The sequence below is a fragment of the Micromonospora craterilacus genome (assembly GCF_003236315.1).
Taxonomy (GTDB): domain Bacteria; phylum Actinomycetota; class Actinomycetes; order Mycobacteriales; family Micromonosporaceae; genus Micromonospora; species Micromonospora craterilacus.
This window is the reverse complement of sequence record NZ_POTY01000137.1, coordinates 1-18,728: the sequence shown is the minus strand read 5'-3', so window position 1 is coordinate 18,728 and position 18,728 is coordinate 1. Positions and strand designations below refer to the sequence as shown.

Here is an 18,728-nt window from a genome sequence, read left to right as displayed (position 1 = left end):
ACTACGCGGTCGGGCTGGCCGCCTTCCAGCTCTTCTTCATCCCCACCGGCGTCATGTACTGGCTGGCCGCCCGCACCTCACCCAAGGACATCGCCGACGTGCGGGACCTGCTGCACACCCGCGCCGAGCGCCTGTGAGCAACGGCCCCCGCACACCTCAGGCCGGGCGGACCCAGACCGTCACGTCGGTGGGGACCGAACCGTCCGCGTTCAGCGGGCCGCTGCTGTGCACCAGCTCGCCGCCGGGCGGCGGGACCGCGGCGGCGCCGAAGTTGGTCAGCACGACCAACCCGCCGTTGCGGAAGGCCAGCACCTCGTCGCCGGACGAGAGCCACTCCAGCGTGCCCCGGCCCAGCCCGTGCGTACGGCGTAGCCGCAGCGCCGCCCGGTACATCTCGTACGTCGAGCCGGTCACTCCGCGCTGGCGGTCCAGCGCGTACTCGGCCCAGACCGGCGGCTGCGGCAGCCAGCTCGCGTCGGTCGGCCCGAAGCCGTACGAGGGCGCGTCGGCCTCCCACGGGATCGGCACCCGGCAGCCGTCCCGGCCGCGCTGGGTGTGCCCGCTGCGCTCCCAGGTCGGGTCCTGGCGGGCCTCGTCCGGCATGGTGGTGTGCTCCGGCAGCCCCAGCTCCTCACCCTGGAAGAGGTACGCCGAGCCGGGCAGGGCGAGCATCAGCAGGGTGGCCGCCCGGGCCCGGCGCAGGCCGGTTGCGGCGTCCGGCTGCTCGTCGCCGATCCCGATGCCGTTGGGTCGGGCGGTGCCGACCGGCAGGCCGAGCCGGGAGGCGTGCCGCACCACGTCGTGGTTGGACAGCACCCAGGTGGTGGGGGCGCCGACCGCGTCGGTGGCCGCCAGCGAACGGGTGATCACCGCGTACTGGGCCGGGGCGGTCCACGAGGCGAGCAGGTACTCGAAGTTGAATGCCTGGTGCATCTCGTCCGGGCGCACGTAGCGGGCCAGCCGCTCGGCCGGCTCCACCCACGCCTCGGCCACCAGGATCCGCTCACCGGGGTAGCCGTCCAGCAGCCGCCGCCAGTCCCGGTAGATCTCGTGTACGCCGTCCTGGTCCCACATCGGTGGGCGGGGCTTGTCCGTCTCCGGCCCGGACAGGATCTCCTGCGGTTCCTGCCAGTCGGCCAGGTCGGCCTGCTTGATCAGGCCGTGCGCCACGTCGACCCGGAATCCGTCGACCGCACGATCCAGCCAGAACCGCAGCACGTCCAGGAACTCCGTCCGGACTTCGGGGTTGTCCCAGTTCAGGTCGGGCTGGCCCGGGTCGAACAGGTGCAGGTACCACTGCCCGTCGGCGACCCGGGTCCAGGCCGGCCCGCCGAAGACGCTCTGCCAGTCGTTGGGCGGTTCGGTGCCGTCCGGCCCTCGGCCGTCGCGGAAGACGTAGCGCTGCCGTTCCGCGCTGCCCGGACCGGTGGCCAGGGCGGCGTCGAACCACCGGTGGGCGGAGGAGGTGTGGTTGGGCACCAGGTCGACGATCACCCGCAGCCCGCGGGCGCGGGCCTGCGCGATGAGGTGGTCGGCGTCGGCGAGCGTGCCGAACAGCGGCTCGACGTCCCGGTAGTCGGCGACGTCGTACCCGGCGTCGGCTTGCGGCGACGGATAGAACGGGGAGAGCCAGATCGCGTCGACACCCAGCTCCGCCAGGTGGTCGAGGCGGGCGGTGATCCCCGGCAGGTCGCCGATGCCGTCTCCGTCGGAGTCGGCGAACGACCGCGGGTAGATCTGGTAGATCACCGCCTCGGTCCACCAGCCGGTGGCCGGGTCGGCGGGCGGGGCCTGGTGCGTCGCGTTGTCGTTCAGGGCGTACTCCCATGGTCGAGCCGTGCGGGCCGGCGGGCGACGGTGGCGAACGTCGTTCAGTTTGCCCGCGCGGGTGCGGTCGATTCACGCACGACCAGCCGAGTGGGCAGGATCACGGGTGAACCCGCTGCGATCATGCCGGGCTCGCCGGTCTGCCCGCCGAGCGGGTCGAGCAGCATCTTCGCGGCCAGCCGGCCCTGCTCCTCCGCCGGCTGGGCGATGGTGCTCAGCCCGAGCACGCCGGAGAGCGCGTGGTCGTCGATGCCGATCACACTGACGTCCTGCGGGACCCGCAGGCCGGCGTCGCGCAGCGCGGTCAGCGCACCCATCGCCATCTCGTCGCAGGCCGCGAAGATGGCCGTGGGCGGGTCGCCCCGGCGCAGCAGCTCCTCGGTGGCCCGGGTGCCGCCGGCGATGTCGAACTGCGACTCCACGTCGAGACTCGGGTCGGGGCGCAGCCCGGCGTCGCGCAGCGCCTCCTGGTACCCGCGACGGCGGTCCAGATGCGCGGTGAAGGCGAGTTCGTCGTCGGGGTCGCCGGAGATGTGCGCGATCCGTCGGTGACCGAGACCCAGCAGATGCCGGGTGGCGGTCTTCGCGGCGGCCACGTCGTCGATGCGTACGCAGGGCCAGCCGGGCACGGTCGTGCCGGAGCTGATGGTCACCCCGGGCAGGTCCAGCGCGGCCAGGGTGGTCAGGTCCGCGGCCCGCAGCGGGGTGGCGACGAGCATGATCGCGTCCACCCGCTTGTGCAGGTTGGCGGCGCGCAGCAACCGCTGCCGGTTCTGCTCCCGCCCGCCGAGGTTGTGCAGCAGCAGGTCGTAGCCCGCGTGGTGGATGAAGTCCTCGACGGCCTCGACGACAACGCCGAAGAACCATCGGGTGATCCGGGGGACCACCACCGCCACGGTGCCGGTCCGGCCGCCGGCCAGCCGGGACGCGCTCGGCGAGACGGCGTACTGCAACTGCTCGGCGGCGGCCAGCACCCGTCGGCGGGTGGCCGCCGACACCGTCGGTAGTCCGCGTAGTGCCCGGGAGACGGTGGCCGTGGAGACTCCGGCCAGCCGGGCGACGTCGTCGATCTTAGTCACGGTAACCCCGCTCACGTCCCGCGTCGTGCCGCCGCCGGTGGCAGGCGGCGGCACGACGCCGGATCAGCCCTTGACGCTGCCGGAGAGCAGCCCTCGAACGAAGTAGCGCTGCAACGACAGGAACACGATCAGCGGTACGACGATCGAGACGAACGCTCCGGCGGTCAACCGTTGCCACTCGTTGCCGCGGGTGCCGGCCATTTCGGCCAACCGGACGGTGAGTGGTGCGGTGACGTCGCTGCCACCGGCGAAGATCAGCGCGACCAGCAGGTCGTTCCAGACCCAGAGGAACTGGAAGATGCCGAGCGCGGCCAGGGCGGGTGTGATCAGGGGCAGGATGATGGTGCGGAAGATCTTGGGGTGGGTGGCCCCGTCGACCCGGGCCGCCTCCATCAGGTCCTTCGGTAGTTGCGCGATGAAGTTGTGCAGCAGGTACACCGCGAACGGCAGGGCGAAGCAGGTGTGCGCGAACCACACCTGGGCGAAGTTCTGCGCGCCGTCGAGGTTCCAGGCGGGCATCAGGGTGACTCCGCCCAGGCTGACTCCGCGCGAGAAGAAGCTCAGCAGCGGCACCAGGGCCATCTGCAGCGGCACGATCTGTAGCGCGAAGATGCTGATGTAGATCCAGTCCCGGCCACGGAAGTTGATCCACGCCAGGGCGTACGCGGCCAGCGCCGCGAACGCGATCGGGAAGAGCACCGACGGCAGGGTGATCACCAGCGAGTTGATGAAGTAGCCGGCGAGCTGTCCGGAGTTCGAGGACCGGCCGAACAGCACGTCCTGGTAGTTCTGGAGGGTGAACTGGGGGTCGCTGAAGAACGTCCACCAGCCGGTGGTCTTGAGCTGTGCCTCCGGCCGGAACGAGGAGACGAACAGGCCGAAGGTCGGGATGGTCCAGACGACCGCGATGACGATCGTGACCAGGGTCGCGGTGCGGCCGCTCAGCCGCTTGCGTACCCGGGACACCCGGGTGGACCGCCCGCTGGTGTCCTGGGTGCCGGCGGCGACCGGGGGAGTGGTGGTGGTCATCTCAGCCCTCCCGTCGCTGCCGACGCAGGTTGCGGATCTGGAAGATCACGATCGGTACGACCAGGACGAAGAGGAAGACCGCCAGGGCGGAGCCCTGCCCGTTCTCGCCGTACCGGAACGCCTGGTTGTACATCTCGTTGGCGATCACGCTGGTGTCGTAGTTGCCGTTGGTCGCGGTACGGACGATGTCGAAGACCTTCAGCGTGGCGATCGAGATGGTGACCACCACCACGATCAGCGCGGACCGGATGCTGGGCAGCGTGATCTGCCAGAACATCTGCCAGGGGCTGACCCCGTCGAGGCGAGCCGCCTCCACGATGTCGGCCGGAATGGCCTTGATCGCCGCGGACAGCACCACCATGGCGAAGCCGGCCTGGATCCACACCATGATCACAATTAGCAGCAGCGTGTTCAGCGGTGAGTCCAGCAGCCACTGCCGTGGTTCGCCGCCGAGGCTGACCACGATCTGGTTGAGCAGGCCGATCTGGTCCTCGCCCTCGCCCCGGTAGGCGTACACGAACCGCCAGATGATGGCGGCGCCGACGAACGAGATCGCCATCGGCATGAAGATCAGTGACTTCGCCACCGCCTCCAGCCGGGCCTTGTCGACCAGGACGGCGTACAGCAGGCCGATGGAGGTCGCCACCAGCGGGACCAGGGTCACCCAGAGCAGGGTGTTGAGCAGCACCCGCAGGATCGCGTCCTCGGCGAACATCCAGCGGTAGTTGTCCAGCCCGACCCAGTTCTGGCTGCCGCCGTCCATGAACGACAGCAGGGTGGTCCGGACCGCCGGGACGACCAGGCCGATCAGCAGCAGGAGCACCGTCGGCAGCAGGAAGAACAGCGCGAACAGCCCCTCCCGGGGCTTGGTCCGCCGGGGCAGCGGGGCGCCGCTGGCGGACGCGGCGACGAGTGCCGCCTCGCGGCGCCGGGAGAAGTGGGCCGGCACCACGTCGAGCAGGACGAGCAGGCCGCCGACCACCACCGCGAAGCCGACCAGCCCCCACAGCAGCATCATGAATTTCGGCGCCTGGTCGGCGAAGTCGAAGCTCATCAACCCTCCCAAGGGTTCTCGGCAGAGCCGGTGGGCCGGCCCGCAATCGCGGACCGGCCCACCGCTGGAATCACTTCCAGCTGCTCTCGATGCCCTGGAGGACGGTGGCAGTGTCCTTGCCGTTGATCCAGTCGACCATGCCCTTCCAGAAGGTCCCGGCGCCGACGGCGGCGGGCATCAGGTCGGAACCGTCGAACCGGAAGACCGAGCTGTCGTCCTGGAGGATCTCCACCGACAGCTTGTCGATCGGGTTGGCGACGTTGGCCAGGTCGACCTTCTTGTTCGCCGACACCCAGTCGCCGATCTTCGCGCGGCTGTTGGCGTACTCACCCGAGGCGAGGTAGGTCTGCACCGCCTGCACCTCGGGGCGGTCGGTGAAGGCGGTCACGAACTCGCCACCGCCCAGCACCGGCTTGCCCTTGGCCGGGTCGATGGCCGGGAAGTAGAACGCGAAGACGTCACCGTCCTCGGCCACCTTGGTGCCCTGCGGCCACTGGTTGGCGTAGAACGACGCCTGCCGGTGCAGCGCGCACTTGCCGGCGGTGATCGGCAGGCCGGCGTCACCGAAGGCGGTGGTGGCGATGCTGCGCACCCCGCCGAAGCCGCCGTTGACGTACTTCTCGTTCTTCAGGATGGTGCCGGCGCGGTTCACGGCCTCGGCGACCCGCGGGTCGTTGAACGGGATCTGGTGGGTCGTCCACTGGTCGTAGACCTCGGGGGTCTGCGTCCGCAGCATGACGTCCTCGATCCAGTCGGTGGCCGGCCAGCCGGTGGCCTCACCAGACTCGATGCCGGCGCACCACGGCTTGATGCCGCTGTCCGCGATCGTGTCGCTGAGCTTGATCATGTCGTCCCAGGTGGTCGGGACGGTCCAGCCCTTCTCCTGGAACATCTTCGGCGAGTACCAGACGAACGACTTCACGTTCGAGCCGAGCGGCGCGCCGTAGAAGGTGCCGTTCACCGTGCTGTACTTCAGCCAGTCGGCCGAGTAGTTCTCCTCGGCCATCGCCTTGGTGTCGGCGCTGGCGGCCTTCGCCTGGCCCCGCTCGACGAACCGCGCCAGCAGGCCGGGCTGGGGGATGAAGGCCAGGTCGGGAGCGTTGCCGCCGTCGACCCGCACCGGCAGCTGGGCCTCGAACTCAGCGCTGCCGTCGTGGTTCACCTTGATGCCGGTGCAGTCCTCGAACTGCTTCCACGACTCCGCCAGCCGGTCGGCCTCGAGGTCCCGGATGGACGAGTAGATTTCCACCTTCTTGCCGCTGTGGCCCTGGTACTTCTCGTACGGGGCGCACTCCGCGGAATCGGCGTTGTTGTTGTCACTGTTGCTGCTGCTTCCGGTGCCGCACGCGGTGACGCCGAGCGCCAGTCCGAGCACGCCAGCGATCGCGAGGGCCTGGCGTGGCCTGGCAAAGACCGCCATGCCGTCCTCCTTCCTAGCCGGCGCTGGCCGGGTCGCATCCGGTTGACCTGGCGCCGGTCTGATGGGCGTTGTCACATGTAAGCGCTTGCATCCGGTGCGGTCCAGCCCTGGACGGACACGGACAAGTAACAATCCGGAAACCTGGCCAGCGGCGGATGGGCGCGCTCCCAGTCGCGCATTGATCGAAGGAGTTTTCCGTCAGGCCGGCTGCGACTCATAGAAGGATTTCGACATCGGAGATTCTGGATGCCTGCCGGTGGCCTGATGGCGGCTCGGGCGGCCCCGGACCAGGCCGGGGCATCGACGGCAAACGCCGGGGTCGCCGTGGCCGGTGGCTCCGGTCGGGAGGACGGAGTTCCGGTCACGACGACCCCGGCGGGTCCGGTGCGGGCGACGCCCTGCGCCGCCACCTGTCAATGGAAGATGCTGACACCACCCGGGCCGACCAGTAGCCCGACCACGATGAGGACGATGCCCCAGAGGATCTGCCGGCGGAACAGCGCGAGGATGCCGGAGACCACCAGTACGACTGCGAGAATCCAGAGAATCAGCTCCATGGTTGCTGAATACCCCCGGCGCCAACTCCAGAAACCTGGGCCTGATCAAGGTGGTCGCCCAGGTGGTACACGCTGTACGCCTGCTTGATCACCGGGTGGGCCACGTTGCGTACGCGGATTCCGGCGGGTGTGGTGCCCCGCTCGGAGCCGTGGTGCGCGTGCCCGTGCAGGGCCAGCGCGGTCGGCGCGGAGTCGATCGCCTGCCCCAGCTGGTAACAGCCCAGGAACGGGTAGATCTCCAGCGGCTCCCCGGCGAGGGTGTCCGGTACCGGCGAGTAGTGCGTCAACGCCACCAGCATGTCGCACTCCAGCGACTGCAGTGCCTCGCCCAGCCGGTCGGCGCTCTCGGTCGTGGTGTGCACGAACGCCTTCATCTCCGGCTCGCCGAAGTCGCTGGCGCAGCGGCCGGCGAAGCCGCCACCGAAGCCCTTCACCCCGGCGACACCGAGCCGGCCACCCACGCAGTCCAGCACCACGCCGTTGCCCTCCAGCACGATGATGCCCGCCTCCTCCAGCGCCCCGACCACCTGCGGCACCTGGTCGCACTGGTGGTCGTGGTTGCCCAGCACGGCGATCACCGGCACGCCCAGTCCGCCGAACTCCCGCGCCACACAGCGCGCCTCGTCCTCGGTGCCGTGCCGGGTCAGGTCGCCGGCGAGCAGCAGTACGTCGGCGCTGCCGGGCAGTTGCTCCAGAGCCGGCCGGAACCGGCCGACCACGTCCTCGTCCATATGCACATCGCCCACTGCGGCGATCCGGATAGCCATCAGACCTCCCTCAGGGCAGCTGCTCGATCTCCGTGGGCGCCTGCGCGCGGATCACCCCGATGTCGGTGGTGATCGGCACGTCCGGGAAGCGCTCGGCCACCCGGCGCAGGATCTCCTCGCGCCGGTGCGCGCTCTCGACCTCGCCGGACAGCACGAGAGCGCGTTCCCGGCGGACCACGGTGATGCCCTGTTCGGCGACGGCCGGATCCTCGGTGAGCATCCGGTGGATCTCCGCCTCGACATACTCGTCGGGTGGCCCGGTGCCGTAGTCGCGGTGGGTGGTCACGGTGTCCCCCTTCCGTCGGCCGTGCCGCAGTACGGCACGACGTCCAGCCGGTCCAGCAGCACCAGGAACGACTCGGCGTACGGCGAGTGCTGCGTGTCCTTGCGTACCCGTTCCCAGTCGATCTGCTCCCGCAGCGACCGGGCCAGCGGCAGCCCACGCGCGAAGTCGCAGTAGTGCTGCGAGAAGCTGAGCAGCTTGTGCACCATCAGCTGGGTGGCCGAGAGCACCGGCATGTGGATGGCGTCGACCGGTCGCACCACCGTGTCGGTGAACGTCTCCTCGGTCACCGGCGTCTCGATCGGCCGGTGGATCAGGTCCACCATCCGGCCGCCGTCGTAGACCTTGACCAGCCAGTCCTCCGGCGGCCGTTCGGCGGTGAACCCGGCCGCCTCCAGTGCCGCCAGGGCGGCATCCACGTCCGGCTCCCGGATCAGGAAGTCGACGTCGTGCTCGCTGGAGTGCCCGCCGTGCGCGTACACCGCGAAGCTGCCACCGAGGGCGAACGGGATCTCGGACTGCTTGAGCACGGCGGCGACCTTCTTGAGGGTGTGTAGAAGAGTCTCGTCGTCGCGCTCGGCCATCTCGCGTCTCCCGTCGAGTCGTCGGGCTGCCACCGGTGGGATCCCCGGTCGGTACCCGGCAATCCGGTCGTCCACACCTGCACGGCTCGCGGAAGGGTGTGAATGGTGATCAAAGGGTACGAAAAACGCAGGCGTCGTGCGCTGGTCGGATAATCTGTGCAGAGTGGCCAAATCGACGGGAGCCCGGTGCGCCACGGCCCGGCTCCGCACCATAGCCCTGATCGGCATCGACGGATCGGGCAAGACCACCCAGGCGTACCGGCTCGCCGAGACACTCACCGCAGCCGGATATCCCGCCACCTATCACCGCAATGCCGGTGGGCGGCGCTGGCTCGGCCGGGCCGCGCACCGGCTGGGCCGGCCGGACGCCCAGGGGCTGGTCGGGCTGGACGGGATGCTCGTGCTGGAGTCCGTGCTGCGCTGGCTGGCCATCGCGATGGCGCTGCTCGGCGGCCTGCTCACCGGCCGGGTGGCCGTGATGGACCGGTACGCCGCCTGCCAGTACGCCAGCCTCCGCGCGCAGGGCGGGCGGCGTTGGGAACGCCTCGTCCGGGCCGGCTACCAGCTCTTTCCGCGACCGCAGGTGACGTTCCTGCTGGCCGTGGACCCGGCGGAGGCGTACCGGCGGATCGAGCGGCGCGGCACCGACCACGAGAGCCTGGGCTACCTGACCGCCGCCGATCTCGCCTACCGGACGCTGCCGGAGTACCCGACGTTCGTGGTGATCGACGCGAGCCGGCGGGCCGAGGACGTGGCCCGGGAGATCCAGGGCCACCTGGCCGGCTGGCTGGCCGCCGGGGACGGGCCGGCCGGTCGTGGCCCGGTGCGCAGCAAGGCGCGAATGCCGGGCGGGGCGTCCGGTCTGGTCCCGGCTCAGGCCTGGCCGTAGCGGTCGTCGCCGCGGTTCAGGCCCGGCCGTAGACCGGCACGGCGGCGCCGCTGGTCGGCGCCGACTCGTCGGAGGCCAGGAAGCGGATCACCGACGCGATCTCGGCCGGGTCGACCCAGCGCGAGTGGTCGGCATCGGGCATGGCGGCCCGGTTCGTCGGCGTGTCGATGACGCTCGGCAGCACCGTGTTGCAGCGCACCCCGGCCGATCGGTACTCCACCGCAACGGCGGCGGCGAAGCCGAGCACCGCGGCCTTCGCGGTCACGTAGCCGGCGACGCCCGGGAACGGCGCGACCGCCGCGCGGGCCGCGACGCAGACCACCGCCCCGCCGCCGGCGGCGACCAGGTGCGGCAGCGCCGCCCGGGTGATCAGGTGGGTGGGGCGGAGGTTGAGGGTGAGCATCCGGTCGAATTCCTCGACCGGGGTCTCGTGCACCAGCCCGGTGCTGGCGTACCCGCCGACGAGGTTGACCACGGCCCGCAGCGGCGCGTCGGGGTCACCGGCGGCCACCTCGGCCACCCGGGCCGCGTCCTGCGCGTCGGTCAGGTCCGCGACCAGCCGGACCGGTGGGTCGGCACCCGGTCCGGGGGACGGGGTCGGCGATCGGCGTTGCGGCGCGACCACCCGCCATCCGGCCGCGACGAACGCGTCGGTGACCGCCGCGCCGAGCCCGCCCGTGCTCCCGGTGACCAGCACACTGCGATCCGCCATGACCTCACGCTAGTGCCGCCGTACGGTCGGTCCCTACCCGGCCCGACCCGACGGGCGGACCCGGCCCGGCGGAGGAGGCGGCGGGGTAACCCGGGTGGCAGGCTGTACGCACCGTGACCGGTAGTCGCCGGTACGTTCGTCGGAGCGCTTGGCATGGTTGACGCTCCCGGGCTCATGAAAGTAAGTTTCATCCGTGGCGAAGAGTCCGAAGATTTCCGTGAGTCACGAGCCGGGTGGCCTGATCGTCCACATCAGCGGCCTGCTTCCGTCGCTGTCGCCGGCCGAGCAGCGGGTCGCCCGGCTGGTCGTCGCCGACCCCGCCGACGCGGCCCGCCGGACCATCACCGACCTCGCCACGGCCGCCGAGACGTCCGAGGCGACCGTGATCCGGTTCTGCCGGTCGGTCGGCATGGACGGCTACCCACAGCTGCGGATCCGGCTCGCCGCCGAGGCGGCCCGACGGGTCGAGCCGCCGGACGCCCGGGTGGTCGGCGGGGACATCCCGCCCGGCGCCGACCTGGCCCAGATCATCGCGACCATCGCCTTCAACGACGCGCGGGCGGTGGAGGAGACGGCCGAGCAGCTCGACCCGGCGGTGTGTGAACGGGTGGTGGACGCGATCGTCGGTGCCGGCCGGATCGACATCTACGGTGCGGGCGCGAGCGGCTTCGTGGCCTCGGACTTCCAGCAGAAACTGCACCGGATCGGCCGTACCGCGTTCTACTTCCCCGACGTGCACACCGCGCTGACCTCGGCGGCCCTGCTGGGTCGAGGCGACGTCGCCATCGGCATCTCGCACACCGGCACCACCTCCGATGTCGTCGAGGTGCTGGAGCAGGCGCGGAGCCGGGGGGCGACCACGGTGGTGCTGACCAACTTCCCGCGCTCGCCGGTCACCGACGTCGCCGACCACGTGCTCACCACGGCGGCCCGGGAGACCACCTACCGTTCCGGGGCGACGGCCAGCCGGCTCGCCCAGCTCACCGTGGTCGACTGCCTGTTCGTCGGGGTGGCCGCCCGCAACCGCCCCCGGGCGCGCAAGGCACTGGAGGCGACCGCCGAGGCGGTCCGGTCCCATCGGATCGGCTCCGGCCGGAGGCGGGCATGACCGCCGGTGCCGTGGAGCCGGACGAGGCGGCCGCACCGGTGGCCCGGCCGACGATCCGGGTCGGCGCGCCGACCGAGCGGCGCAACCCGCACAGCGCCGACCTGGATCTGATGTCCACCCGCGACGTGCTGTCCGTGATCAACGAGGCGGACCGCCGGGTGCCGGCCGCGGTGGCCGCGGTCCTCGACGAGATCGTGGAGTCGGTCGACCTGGCGGTCACGGCGCTGCGCGGCGGGCGTCGGGTGCACTACTTCGGCGCCGGCACCTCGGGGCGGCTGGGCGTGCTCGACGCCGCCGAACTGGCACCCACGTTCAACTCGCCGCGGCACTGGTTCTGCGCCCATCTTGCCGGTGGTCCGGATGCGATGTGGCGAGCCGTGGAGGACGCCGAGGACGACGAATCCCGGGGCGCGGCCGAGGCGGCCGACTGCGTGGACGCGGGCGACCTGGTGATGGGACTCACCGCGAGCGGGCGTACCCCGTACGTCCTCGGGGCGCTCGCCGCGTCCCGAGCGAAGGGCGCCTCGACGGTGCTGCTCTGCGCGAACCCGGAGGCGCCGGCCGCTCGGGCCGTCGAGGTCTTCATCGGGGTGGACACCGGGCCGGAGGTGGTGGCCGGGTCGACCCGGATGAAGGCGGGTACGGCCCAGAAACTCGTGCTGAACAGCTTCTCCACGGCGGTCATGGTGCGCCTGGGGCGGGTCTACTCGAACCTCATGATCGATATGGTGGCCACCAACGCGAAGCTCCGGGGACGAATGATCTCGATCCTGGTCGAGGCGACCGGTTGTTCCGAGGAGATCGCCCGTCGTGCCCTGGCCGAGGCCGACGGTGACCTGAAGACCGCTCTGGTCAGCCTCGTCTCCGGGGTGGCGACGGCGGCCGCGCGGGCGGCCCTGGCCCGTTCCGCCGACCAGGTACGCGGCGCCCTGGCCCTGCTCGCGTCCTGATCCCGACAGCGCCCGCAGCCCGTGCGCCGGGGCGGGCATAGGACCGGGGTACGGATTGTTCATCTGGGCGTGGGGTATTACCACCGGCGGATGAACCAACTGGTCCGCGTACGCGTATCTGGCAGTGACCAGGATCGCAGCACGGTGGTGACCCGGGTCGCTGTGCCTGTCGGCCGGGCAGTGTTGCCATGGACCGGGACGGACGGCGATCCGTCGATCCGTCGACCTCACGAGGTGCCTGCGGGCGACCAGCCAGGCAGGGTGCTGACAGCAAACATGGACCGTGCTCTCAGCTGATTATCAGGCATTCGTGACACTTTCGACCCACGACATGGAATCCCCGACACGTCTCATCTGTTGTGTAGATGTCCGCACCGATGGGCACAGCGGAGGTTACGGGGGAGGGCTGATAGGCGTGGGGATGGCAAGGAACCGGGCAACCGGCGCGAGCGAGGGGACCGTGGGCAACGTGGACAAGAACATCGGGATGCGAACCGACGAGGTTGCCGAGGAGCGCGACCTGGTCGGAGTCTACCTGCACGAGATCTCCCGGACGCCACTGCTGGACGCCGCCAAGGAGGTCGATCTCTCCAAGGCCATCGAGGCGGGCCTCTACGCCGAGCACCTGCTCGGCGAGGACCGGGTGCCGGACGGCGCCACCGAGGAGGAGCTGACCCGGGTGGTCGCCGAGGGTGAGCGGGCCAAGGACCTGTTCATCCGGGCCAACCTGCGGCTGGTGGTGTCGATCGCCCGGCGTTACGTCCGCTCGGGGATGCCCATGCTGGATCTGATCCAGGAGGGCAACACCGGTCTGGTCCGGGCGGTCGAGAAGTTCGACTACGAGCGCGGTTACAAGTTCTCCACCTACGCGACCTGGTGGATCCGCCAGGCGATCAGCCGGGCCATCGCCCAGCAGGAGCGCACCGTGCGGCTGCCGGTGCACCTGGTGGAGGACGTCAACCGGATGCGCAACGTGGCCCGCCAGCTCACCCGCGAGCTGGGCAGCGACCCGGAGCCGGAGCAGATCGCAGCGGCCCTCGGCGTGACCGTCGAGCGAGTCAACGAGCTGGTCCGCTGGTCGCAGGACACCGTGTCGTTGGACACGCCGGTCGGCGACGACGGCGACACCAACCTCGGCGACCTGGTCGCCGACAGCGACGCCCCGTCGCCGGAGGAGATCGTCCTGACCGGGCTGGAGCGGCAGCGGATCGAGGGGCTGCTCAACCACCTGGACGACCGGTCCGCCGGCATCATGCGGGCCCGCTACGGGCTCGAGGACGGTCGGGAGCACTCGCTGACCGAGGTGGCTTCGCGGTTCTCGCTGTCCCGCGAGCGGATCCGGCAGCTGGAGATCCAGGCGCTCGGCCGGCTCCGTGAGCTGGCCCGTGCGGAGGGCCTCCAAGCGGCCTGAGCTGGTAGTGATGACGAGGAACGGCCGGCGTCCGACAGGACGCCGGCCGTTCCTCGTCGCCATCGGCTCGGGCGTGCAGCCCGGACGTGGACCGGGTCAGCGGACCCGGCCGTAGCCGTACGGAGGCATCAGGTCCACGCTCCGCTTCTCCACATTGCGGCCGAAGGTCGGTGCGTGGATGACCTGCCCGCCGCCGACATAGATGGCCATGTGCCCGAGGCTGCGGTAGAAGACGAGGTCGCCGGGGCGCAGCTCGCTGCGGCTGATGTGGGCCACCACGCCCCACTGCATCCGGGTGTTGTGCGGCAGTGACTTGCCCGCCGCCCGCCAGGCCGCCGAGGTCAGCCCGGAGCAGTCGTAGCCGTTCGGCCCGTCCTCGCCCCAGGCGTACGGCTTGCCCAGCGCGCCGTATGCGTACCGCACGGCGACACCGGCCTTGCCGGACACCGAGGGTGCGTCGTCGGCGCTGTTCGACCGGCTGGCGGGACGCTCGGCGGCCCGGCCGTACGCCTGCCGGCGCAGCTCGTACAGCTTGGCCAGGTCTCGCTCGATTCCCTTCTTCGCCGCAGTCAGCTCCCGGGACTGGGCCGCCTGCCGGCTGAGCGTGACGTCCAGCCGGGTCTTCTCGTCGATCAGGCGCTGTTGATCGGCGGTGTAGCTGGCGATGGTCGCCTGGCGTTGCCGGGTCAGATGGTCCAGCGTGCCGAGCCGGTCGAGCACCGACGCCGAGTCGCCGCCGTGCAACAGCGCGTCGACCGCGTCGAGGTTGCCGGTCTTGTAGGCGGTCGCGGCCAACTGGCCGACGTCCGCCCGGCTCTGCTCGGCCTGCTGCTCCAGTGGGCCGATCCGGTCCCGCAGCCGCCCCACGGCGGCCTGGTTTTTCTTGATCTTCTCGCGTAGCTCGTTGTGGGCCTCCACCACGTGTTCCAGCTCGGCGGAGGACTTCTCGATCCGCCGGGTCAGTTCGGCCGGGGAAGGTTCGGCCCGGGCCACCGTGGCCGGCGCGACCAGCGCCAGCGAGAAGGCGGCGACCGTCAGGGCGCGCAGCGTGTGCGTCAGGGACGACAAGAGCTTGAATGCTCCTCTCCCAGGGCCGGCGCGGGCTGCTGACGCTCCGCGACGGCATCGGCCCGGCGCCGTCCCGGTGGACGGCGGCCGACCGTGGCCGACCCGCCCAACCTAGTACGGGACAGGAGTGACCCGCAGAGAAAGCCGGGACCAATGATGGTGCTGGGGTCGGTCGGATTCCCCCTTGTGGGGATTGCCCGGCAATCTGGTCACATGCCGGACTAGTCGCTCCCGGCACATGCCGCCGGTTGACTGAGCGCTATAACCGACAAGACCGACTTGGGAGTCTCTTTCCGGCGTGACCGGTGCCGGGGACGGGCGGATGACCACCCGAAACGGCCGGTCGGGCTGGCGGGCGCGGCACACAATGAAGCGCACAGCCGGGAATCCCGTCCACCGGCATCGATGTGAGAGGCCGGCAGGCCGACCCGGCAACACCAGCCGTGGGAGGAGGGACCGTGGAAACTGATGGCGCGACGACGCGACCGCCGCGGTCACCGCGCGGCGCCACCGGCAACGAGTCGACGCTGCTCTACGCCCGACCCGGGATCGTCGTCACGGTCGACCGGTTCACCGTCGGCCGGACCAGCTGGCGGGTCGCCGAGCTGACCCACCTGCACACCACCCGGGGGCCGCACGACCGGGTGGCCACGCGGGCCGTCCTGGTCTCCGCCGTGGTGATCGTGAGCATCGGCCTGCTGCTCGGCTTCACCGGGGGCCTGCAACGGCTCACCGCCGGGGCGTACCTCCTGCTCGGCGCCGTGTTCCTGGTGCCGGTGCTGCTCGCGGCGGCGGGTGACCGGTGGCGTCCGCCGGCGTACGAACTGTGGGGCCGTCGCGGCGGCGTGGACGAGTTGCTGTTCAGCAGCGACGACGAACACCAGTTCGGCCAGGTGACCCGGGCGTTGCGCCGGGCCCGGGAGATGAACAGCTACGGCGGCTGGGAGGACCCGCTGGCCACCGCGGACCCGTGGCGACCGCGACGATGAGCGGCTGGAACCGCTAGCCGGCGACCGGCTCCGGAGCCTGCTCCCGCTCCCGCTGCTCGGCGGTGACCAGGGAACTCACCCGACGCTCGGCCCAGAAGGAGACGAACGGCACGGTGCCGGCCAGCATCACCAGGATCATGCGCTTGAGCGGCCAGTTGGCCCGCCGGGACAGATCGAACGCGGCGACCAGGTAGACCATGTAGAGGAAGCCGTGCGCCTGGCCCACGGTCTCCACCACGATCGGGTTGTCGAAGCCGTACTTGAGCGGCATGCCGATCACGACCAGCAGGATCAGCACCACGCCGACGACCCAGGCGATCACGCGGTAGCGGGTGAGGGCAGCGCGCACTTCTCGTCCGTCCTTCCGGGCCCGGCTCAGCCGGGGTAGTCGCCGGGCTTCGCGCCCGGGTTGGCGTTCAACCATGACAGGTAGCGGTTGTAGGCGACCAGGTCGGCGTCGTCCGCGCCGTCGCCGACCGCGACCCGGGCGACCCGTACCGGGCGGCGGAAGCCGGGCCGTGGCCCGTCCGCCCCGGCGGCGTCGGCCGAGCCGTCCGGCCCGCCGGTCGGCGCCGATGCCAGCGCCGGGACGGGTGCCGACTCGGCCTCGCCGGTGGTCGCCGGCGGCGTGCCACGCAGCGTGTGGCGGACCTCGCGCCACCAGACGAAGACCACGAACCCCGCGAAGATCGGCCACTCCACGGCGTAGCCCCAGCTGATGGCGTTGCCCGCGGCGGCCCGGCTGACCTGCCACCAGCCCAGCCCGAGGAAGGACGTCACCAGCACGACCATGGCCACGTGGCGGGCGATCCACGCCGGGGTCCAGAGCCGCTTCATGCCACGAGGGTACCGGGACACGTGGCGCTCTCCGACGCGGTGTCGTAGTGGCGGCGGTGGTTTGGCCGCATCTGGCGTGGGCATCCGTACAGACGCCAGCCCACGACGGACGAGGGGGCGCGAGATGACGGCATCGGGACGACAGGACGGATTTCCCGCCGGTGGCACGGAGGTGAGCCCCGAGCAGCGGATTCCCGAGTGGGGTGACGACCGGGTGGCGGCCCCGGCGTTCGACGCCGACCTGCCCGGCATCGACCCGGCCGAGTTGCCCGACGGGGACCTCATCCGGGAGATGCAGAGCCTGCACCGCACCCGGCTGGACACGCTGCGGCACGCGACCGACTCGGCGCTGGCCAACCACCTGCGGCGGACCGCCGAACTGGAGACCGAGTACCTCGCCCGGCACCCCGGCCGGGAGGTCGACCCGAGTCGACTGCGGGACCTGTGATGGCGTACGCGGAACGGGGCGTGTCCGCACCGCCCGAGGTCGTCTTCAACACGGCGACCGACCCCCGCCGGGTCTCCGCGTGGCTGCCCGAGCCGCTGCTGTCCGGGGAGTCGACCCGGGCCGAGGACGCCGAGCAGATGCGGGCCCGCTGGGCCGCGCAGCGCACCGACTGGTCGGCCGAACTGCGGGTGGAGCCGGTCGACGCCGGCGGCGCCCGGATCCGGCTGGACCTGGCCGGTGGCGGTCAGGAGACCGACCGGCTGGCCGACGAGGCCCTGGTCAACCTGGCCCGCGAGGTGGCCGACAACCTGCAGGCCGGCTGACCCGGCGGAGTCCGCCCCGGGCCGGGGCGACGGATCGTGGCGTGACCGAAGGAGGCCGGGTGAGCGAGTTGAAGCACAAGGTGGCGCGGCTGCGCCAGGCGTACGCCCCACACGAGCATCGGCCGCTCGGCGGCTACCTGGCCGCGATGGGCACCTACGCCGGTGTGGCCGGCGCGATCGCGGGTCTGGTCAGGATGACCGGGCGCACCGTGCCGGAGCGACCCGCCACGTCCGACGTGGTGCTGCTCGCCATCGCCACCCACAAGCTCAGCCGGCTGCTGTCCAAGGACGCCGTGACCAGCCCGCTGCGCGCTCCCTTCACCCGCTACGACCGGCCGATCGGCAGCGGCGAGGTGATGGAGCAGGTACGCGACTCGGGCAGCCCCACCCGGCACGCCATCGGCGAGTTGCTCAGCTGCCCGTTCTGCCTGGCGGTCTGGGTGGCCACCGGGTTCACCGGCGCTCTGGTGCTCGCCCCGCGGCTCACCCGCCTGGTCGCTACCGCGTTGACCGCGGTGGCCGCGTCGGACTTCCTTCAAATGGGGTACGCGATGGCCCAGCAGGGCGCGGAGGGCCACCACCGGGACTGACCGGCACGAACGAACCGTCAGCGCTGCATGCCGGACCAGCCCTGCGGCGACTCCGGCTCGCGCTCGTCCTCGTCCGCACCGGTGATGATGTCCCGGTCCACCGCGGTGCGGTCGTGCTCGTCGGCGAAGTCCGGTTCGGGCAGGGTGTCCATGCCCTCCGGCGGCTCGGCGAGCGCGGGCATCCGCTCGTGCTGGTGTTCCTCGGGCTGCGACATCGCGGTCCTCTCCTGGTCGCCGGTGCTGGCCGGGCCGGCCACACGGTTCGGCGGGTCAGCCCACCGAACCGCCCAGCAGGTCGGTCACCTCGTCAACCGCGTACTCGCCCTGCGGCAGCGCGTTGAGCCGGGAGAGCAACTGGGCCGGCAGCTCGGCGGCGACCGCGCGGCGGTAGATGTCCACCTGGCTGATCCGCTCCTGACCGTGGTAGAGGTCGTCGAGCAGCTCGTCGAGCGGCCGGGTGTCCACCTCCTCGGTCACCACCTCGTCCGGCACGGCGGCGGCCGTGCCGGGCAGCTCGGTGGTCGGCTGGTCGATCGCGGCGGTGTCGACCACGGGCACGTCGGCCAGGATGGCGTCGGGCAACCGCGCCTCGGTGGTGGGTCCAGTGGGCTCGGTGGGTGCCGTGGGTGCCCCGGTCACGGGTACGTCGTCGGTCACGCCCTCAGCTACCCGCGACCGAATCGGTCAAACACCGCGCCGACCCGCCCCCCGACCCCGTCGATCATGAAGCTGGCGGCGTTCTCGATCTCCGCCGCGTTCGTCAACTCCTTGATCGACGGGGTGGGTTGGGGTGAGGTCAGGCT

Annotated in this window: 23 protein-coding genes; 8 read left to right on the top strand and 15 right to left on the bottom strand. The window is 71.2% G+C overall.

All coding sequences use genetic code 11. The features are described from left to right. Positions 1-156: 156 nt before the first annotated feature. From C1I95_RS20760 to C1I95_RS20725, 9 genes are all read right to left on the bottom strand, one after another. Positions 157-1,815 (bottom strand): glycoside hydrolase family 13 protein, encoded by a 1,659-nt coding sequence (locus tag C1I95_RS20760; RefSeq protein ID WP_111215634.1) that lies wholly within the window; start codon positions 1,813-1,815, stop codon positions 157-159. 56 nt (positions 1,816-1,871) lie between these two features. Continuing rightward, the gene (locus C1I95_RS20755) at positions 1,872-2,906 is read right to left on the bottom strand and encodes a LacI family DNA-binding transcriptional regulator (RefSeq protein WP_111215632.1); all 1,035 of its coding nucleotides are present in this window, start codon (positions 2,904-2,906) and stop codon (positions 1,872-1,874) included. Between the two features lie 63 nt (positions 2,907-2,969). After that, on the bottom strand, positions 2,970-3,935 hold the full coding sequence (locus C1I95_RS20750; protein ID WP_111215629.1) for a carbohydrate ABC transporter permease: 966 nt from the start codon (positions 3,933-3,935) through the stop codon (positions 2,970-2,972). A 1-nt stretch (position 3,936) separates the two neighbouring features. After that, positions 3,937-4,989, bottom strand: a complete 1,053-nt coding sequence (locus C1I95_RS20745; RefSeq protein ID WP_111215627.1) for a carbohydrate ABC transporter permease — start codon at positions 4,987-4,989, stop codon at positions 3,937-3,939. Positions 4,990-5,059: 70 nt separating this feature from the next. Continuing rightward, positions 5,060-6,409, bottom strand: coding sequence for an ABC transporter substrate-binding protein (locus C1I95_RS20740; RefSeq protein WP_111215625.1), 1,350 nt, complete (start codon positions 6,407-6,409; stop codon positions 5,060-5,062). Positions 6,410-6,822: 413 nt separating this feature from the next. Beyond that, positions 6,823-6,966: a GPGG-motif small membrane protein gene (locus C1I95_RS35845; RefSeq protein ID WP_199523832.1), complete on the bottom strand. Its 144-nt coding sequence runs from the start codon at positions 6,964-6,966 to the stop codon at positions 6,823-6,825. After that, a complete protein-coding gene (locus C1I95_RS20735) occupies positions 6,957-7,733 on the bottom strand; it encodes a metallophosphoesterase family protein (RefSeq protein WP_111215622.1) in 777 nt (258 codons plus the stop codon). Before C1I95_RS20735 ends, C1I95_RS35845 begins: the two co-directional genes overlap by 10 nt. Before the next feature lie 10 nt (positions 7,734-7,743). Next, positions 7,744-8,019, bottom strand: a complete 276-nt coding sequence (locus tag C1I95_RS20730; protein WP_111215620.1) for a BON domain-containing protein — start codon at positions 8,017-8,019, stop codon at positions 7,744-7,746. Next, complete coding sequence (locus C1I95_RS20725; RefSeq protein ID WP_267900706.1) at positions 8,016-8,813, bottom strand: nucleotidyltransferase family protein; 798 nt, start codon at positions 8,811-8,813, stop codon at positions 8,016-8,018. Before C1I95_RS20725 ends, C1I95_RS20730 begins: the two co-directional genes overlap by 4 nt. Here C1I95_RS20725 and C1I95_RS20720 point away from each other — a divergent pair. Further along, entirely contained in the window at positions 8,764-9,489 is a 726-nt protein-coding gene (locus C1I95_RS20720; protein WP_111215615.1) for a dTMP kinase, read from the top strand. The genes C1I95_RS20725 and C1I95_RS20720 overlap by 50 nt on opposite strands. Before the next feature lie 16 nt (positions 9,490-9,505). Here C1I95_RS20720 and C1I95_RS20715 read toward each other — a convergent pair whose 3' ends face one another. Beyond that, complete coding sequence (locus tag C1I95_RS20715; protein WP_111215613.1) at positions 9,506-10,201, bottom strand: SDR family NAD(P)-dependent oxidoreductase; 696 nt, start codon at positions 10,199-10,201, stop codon at positions 9,506-9,508. A gap of 193 nt (positions 10,202-10,394) precedes the next feature. Here C1I95_RS20715 and C1I95_RS20710 point away from each other — a divergent pair, with 193 nt between their 5' ends. From C1I95_RS20710 to C1I95_RS20695, 3 genes are all read left to right on the top strand, one after another. After that, entirely contained in the window at positions 10,395-11,309 is a 915-nt protein-coding gene (locus C1I95_RS20710) for a MurR/RpiR family transcriptional regulator (RefSeq protein ID WP_111215611.1), read from the top strand. Further along, positions 11,306-12,259 (top strand): N-acetylmuramic acid 6-phosphate etherase, encoded by a 954-nt coding sequence (locus C1I95_RS20705; RefSeq protein WP_111215609.1) that lies wholly within the window; start codon positions 11,306-11,308, stop codon positions 12,257-12,259. The genes C1I95_RS20710 and C1I95_RS20705 overlap by 4 nt, the downstream gene beginning before the upstream one ends. A gap of 421 nt (positions 12,260-12,680) precedes the next feature. Next, entirely contained in the window at positions 12,681-13,670 is a 990-nt protein-coding gene (locus tag C1I95_RS20695; RefSeq protein ID WP_199523831.1) for a sigma-70 family RNA polymerase sigma factor, read from the top strand. Positions 13,671-13,766: 96 nt separating this feature from the next. Here the strand turns inward: C1I95_RS20695 and C1I95_RS20690 are convergent, their stop codons facing one another. Further along, positions 13,767-14,738: a C40 family peptidase gene (locus tag C1I95_RS20690; RefSeq protein ID WP_111215603.1), complete on the bottom strand. Its 972-nt coding sequence runs from the start codon at positions 14,736-14,738 to the stop codon at positions 13,767-13,769. A gap of 458 nt (positions 14,739-15,196) precedes the next feature. Here C1I95_RS20690 and C1I95_RS20685 point away from each other — a divergent pair, with 458 nt between their 5' ends. Continuing rightward, on the top strand, positions 15,197-15,727 hold the full coding sequence (locus tag C1I95_RS20685; protein WP_111215600.1) for a DUF6232 family protein: 531 nt from the start codon (positions 15,197-15,199) through the stop codon (positions 15,725-15,727). Between the two features lie 13 nt (positions 15,728-15,740). On the opposite strand, the gene C1I95_RS20680 is transcribed toward C1I95_RS20685, so the two are convergent. Beyond that, on the bottom strand, positions 15,741-16,076 hold the full coding sequence (locus tag C1I95_RS20680; protein WP_111215598.1) for a DUF3817 domain-containing protein: 336 nt from the start codon (positions 16,074-16,076) through the stop codon (positions 15,741-15,743). A 26-nt stretch (positions 16,077-16,102) separates the two neighbouring features. Further along, positions 16,103-16,564, bottom strand: a complete 462-nt coding sequence (locus tag C1I95_RS20675; RefSeq protein WP_111215596.1) for a hypothetical protein — start codon at positions 16,562-16,564, stop codon at positions 16,103-16,105. 124 nt (positions 16,565-16,688) lie between these two features. Here C1I95_RS20675 and C1I95_RS20670 point away from each other — a divergent pair, with 124 nt between their 5' ends. The 3 genes from C1I95_RS20670 to C1I95_RS20660 are packed head-to-tail and all read left to right on the top strand — an operon-like array spanning position 16,689 to position 17,925. Continuing rightward, positions 16,689-17,012, top strand: a complete 324-nt coding sequence (locus C1I95_RS20670; protein WP_111215594.1) for a DUF6158 family protein — start codon at positions 16,689-16,691, stop codon at positions 17,010-17,012. After that, on the top strand, positions 17,012-17,335 hold the full coding sequence (locus C1I95_RS20665; RefSeq protein WP_111215592.1) for a hypothetical protein: 324 nt from the start codon (positions 17,012-17,014) through the stop codon (positions 17,333-17,335). The genes C1I95_RS20670 and C1I95_RS20665 overlap by 1 nt, the downstream gene beginning before the upstream one ends. Positions 17,336-17,394: 59 nt before the next feature. Beyond that, positions 17,395-17,925, top strand: coding sequence for a DUF1360 domain-containing protein (locus C1I95_RS20660; protein ID WP_111215589.1), 531 nt, complete (start codon positions 17,395-17,397; stop codon positions 17,923-17,925). Between the two features lie 17 nt (positions 17,926-17,942). On the opposite strand, the gene C1I95_RS20655 is transcribed toward C1I95_RS20660, so the two are convergent. Together C1I95_RS20655 and C1I95_RS20650 are read right to left on the bottom strand one after the other, a co-directional pair. Beyond that, a complete protein-coding gene (locus C1I95_RS20655) occupies positions 17,943-18,140 on the bottom strand; it encodes a hypothetical protein (protein ID WP_111215639.1) in 198 nt (65 codons plus the stop codon). Positions 18,141-18,195: 55 nt separating this feature from the next. Next, positions 18,196-18,438 carry a hypothetical protein gene (locus C1I95_RS20650; protein WP_438941327.1) on the bottom strand — a complete coding sequence of 81 codons (243 nt, stop codon included), beginning with the start codon at positions 18,436-18,438 and terminating at the stop codon, positions 18,196-18,198. Positions 18,439-18,728: the final 290 nt, after the last annotated feature.

Coding starts and splice junctions, on each gene's coding strand:
- C1I95_RS20750 (WP_111215629.1), bottom strand. CDS start 3,935: ATGACCACCACCACTCCCCCGGTCGCCGCCGGCACCCAGGACACCAGC.
- C1I95_RS20745 (WP_111215627.1), bottom strand. CDS start 4,989: ATGAGCTTCGACTTCGCCGACCAGGCGCCGAAATTCATGATGCTGCTG.
- C1I95_RS20740 (WP_111215625.1), bottom strand. CDS start 6,409: ATGGCGGTCTTTGCCAGGCCACGCCAGGCCCTCGCGATCGCTGGCGTG.
- C1I95_RS35845 (WP_199523832.1), bottom strand. CDS start 6,966: ATGGAGCTGATTCTCTGGATTCTCGCAGTCGTACTGGTGGTCTCCGGC.
- C1I95_RS20735 (WP_111215622.1), bottom strand. CDS start 7,733: ATGGCTATCCGGATCGCCGCAGTGGGCGATGTGCATATGGACGAGGAC.
- C1I95_RS20725 (WP_267900706.1), bottom strand. CDS start 8,813: ATGGTGCGGAGCCGGGCCGTGGCGCACCGGGCTCCCGTCGATTTGGCC.
- C1I95_RS20715 (WP_111215613.1), bottom strand. CDS start 10,201: ATGGCGGATCGCAGTGTGCTGGTCACCGGGAGCACGGGCGGGCTCGGC.
- C1I95_RS20705 (WP_111215609.1), top strand. CDS start 11,306: ATGACCGCCGGTGCCGTGGAGCCGGACGAGGCGGCCGCACCGGTGGCC.
- C1I95_RS20695 (WP_199523831.1), top strand. CDS start 12,681: ATGGCAAGGAACCGGGCAACCGGCGCGAGCGAGGGGACCGTGGGCAAC.
- C1I95_RS20675 (WP_111215596.1), bottom strand. CDS start 16,564: ATGAAGCGGCTCTGGACCCCGGCGTGGATCGCCCGCCACGTGGCCATG.
- C1I95_RS20670 (WP_111215594.1), top strand. CDS start 16,689: ATGACGGCATCGGGACGACAGGACGGATTTCCCGCCGGTGGCACGGAG.
- C1I95_RS20665 (WP_111215592.1), top strand. CDS start 17,012: ATGGCGTACGCGGAACGGGGCGTGTCCGCACCGCCCGAGGTCGTCTTC.
- C1I95_RS20655 (WP_111215639.1), bottom strand. CDS start 18,140: ATGTCGCAGCCCGAGGAACACCAGCACGAGCGGATGCCCGCGCTCGCC.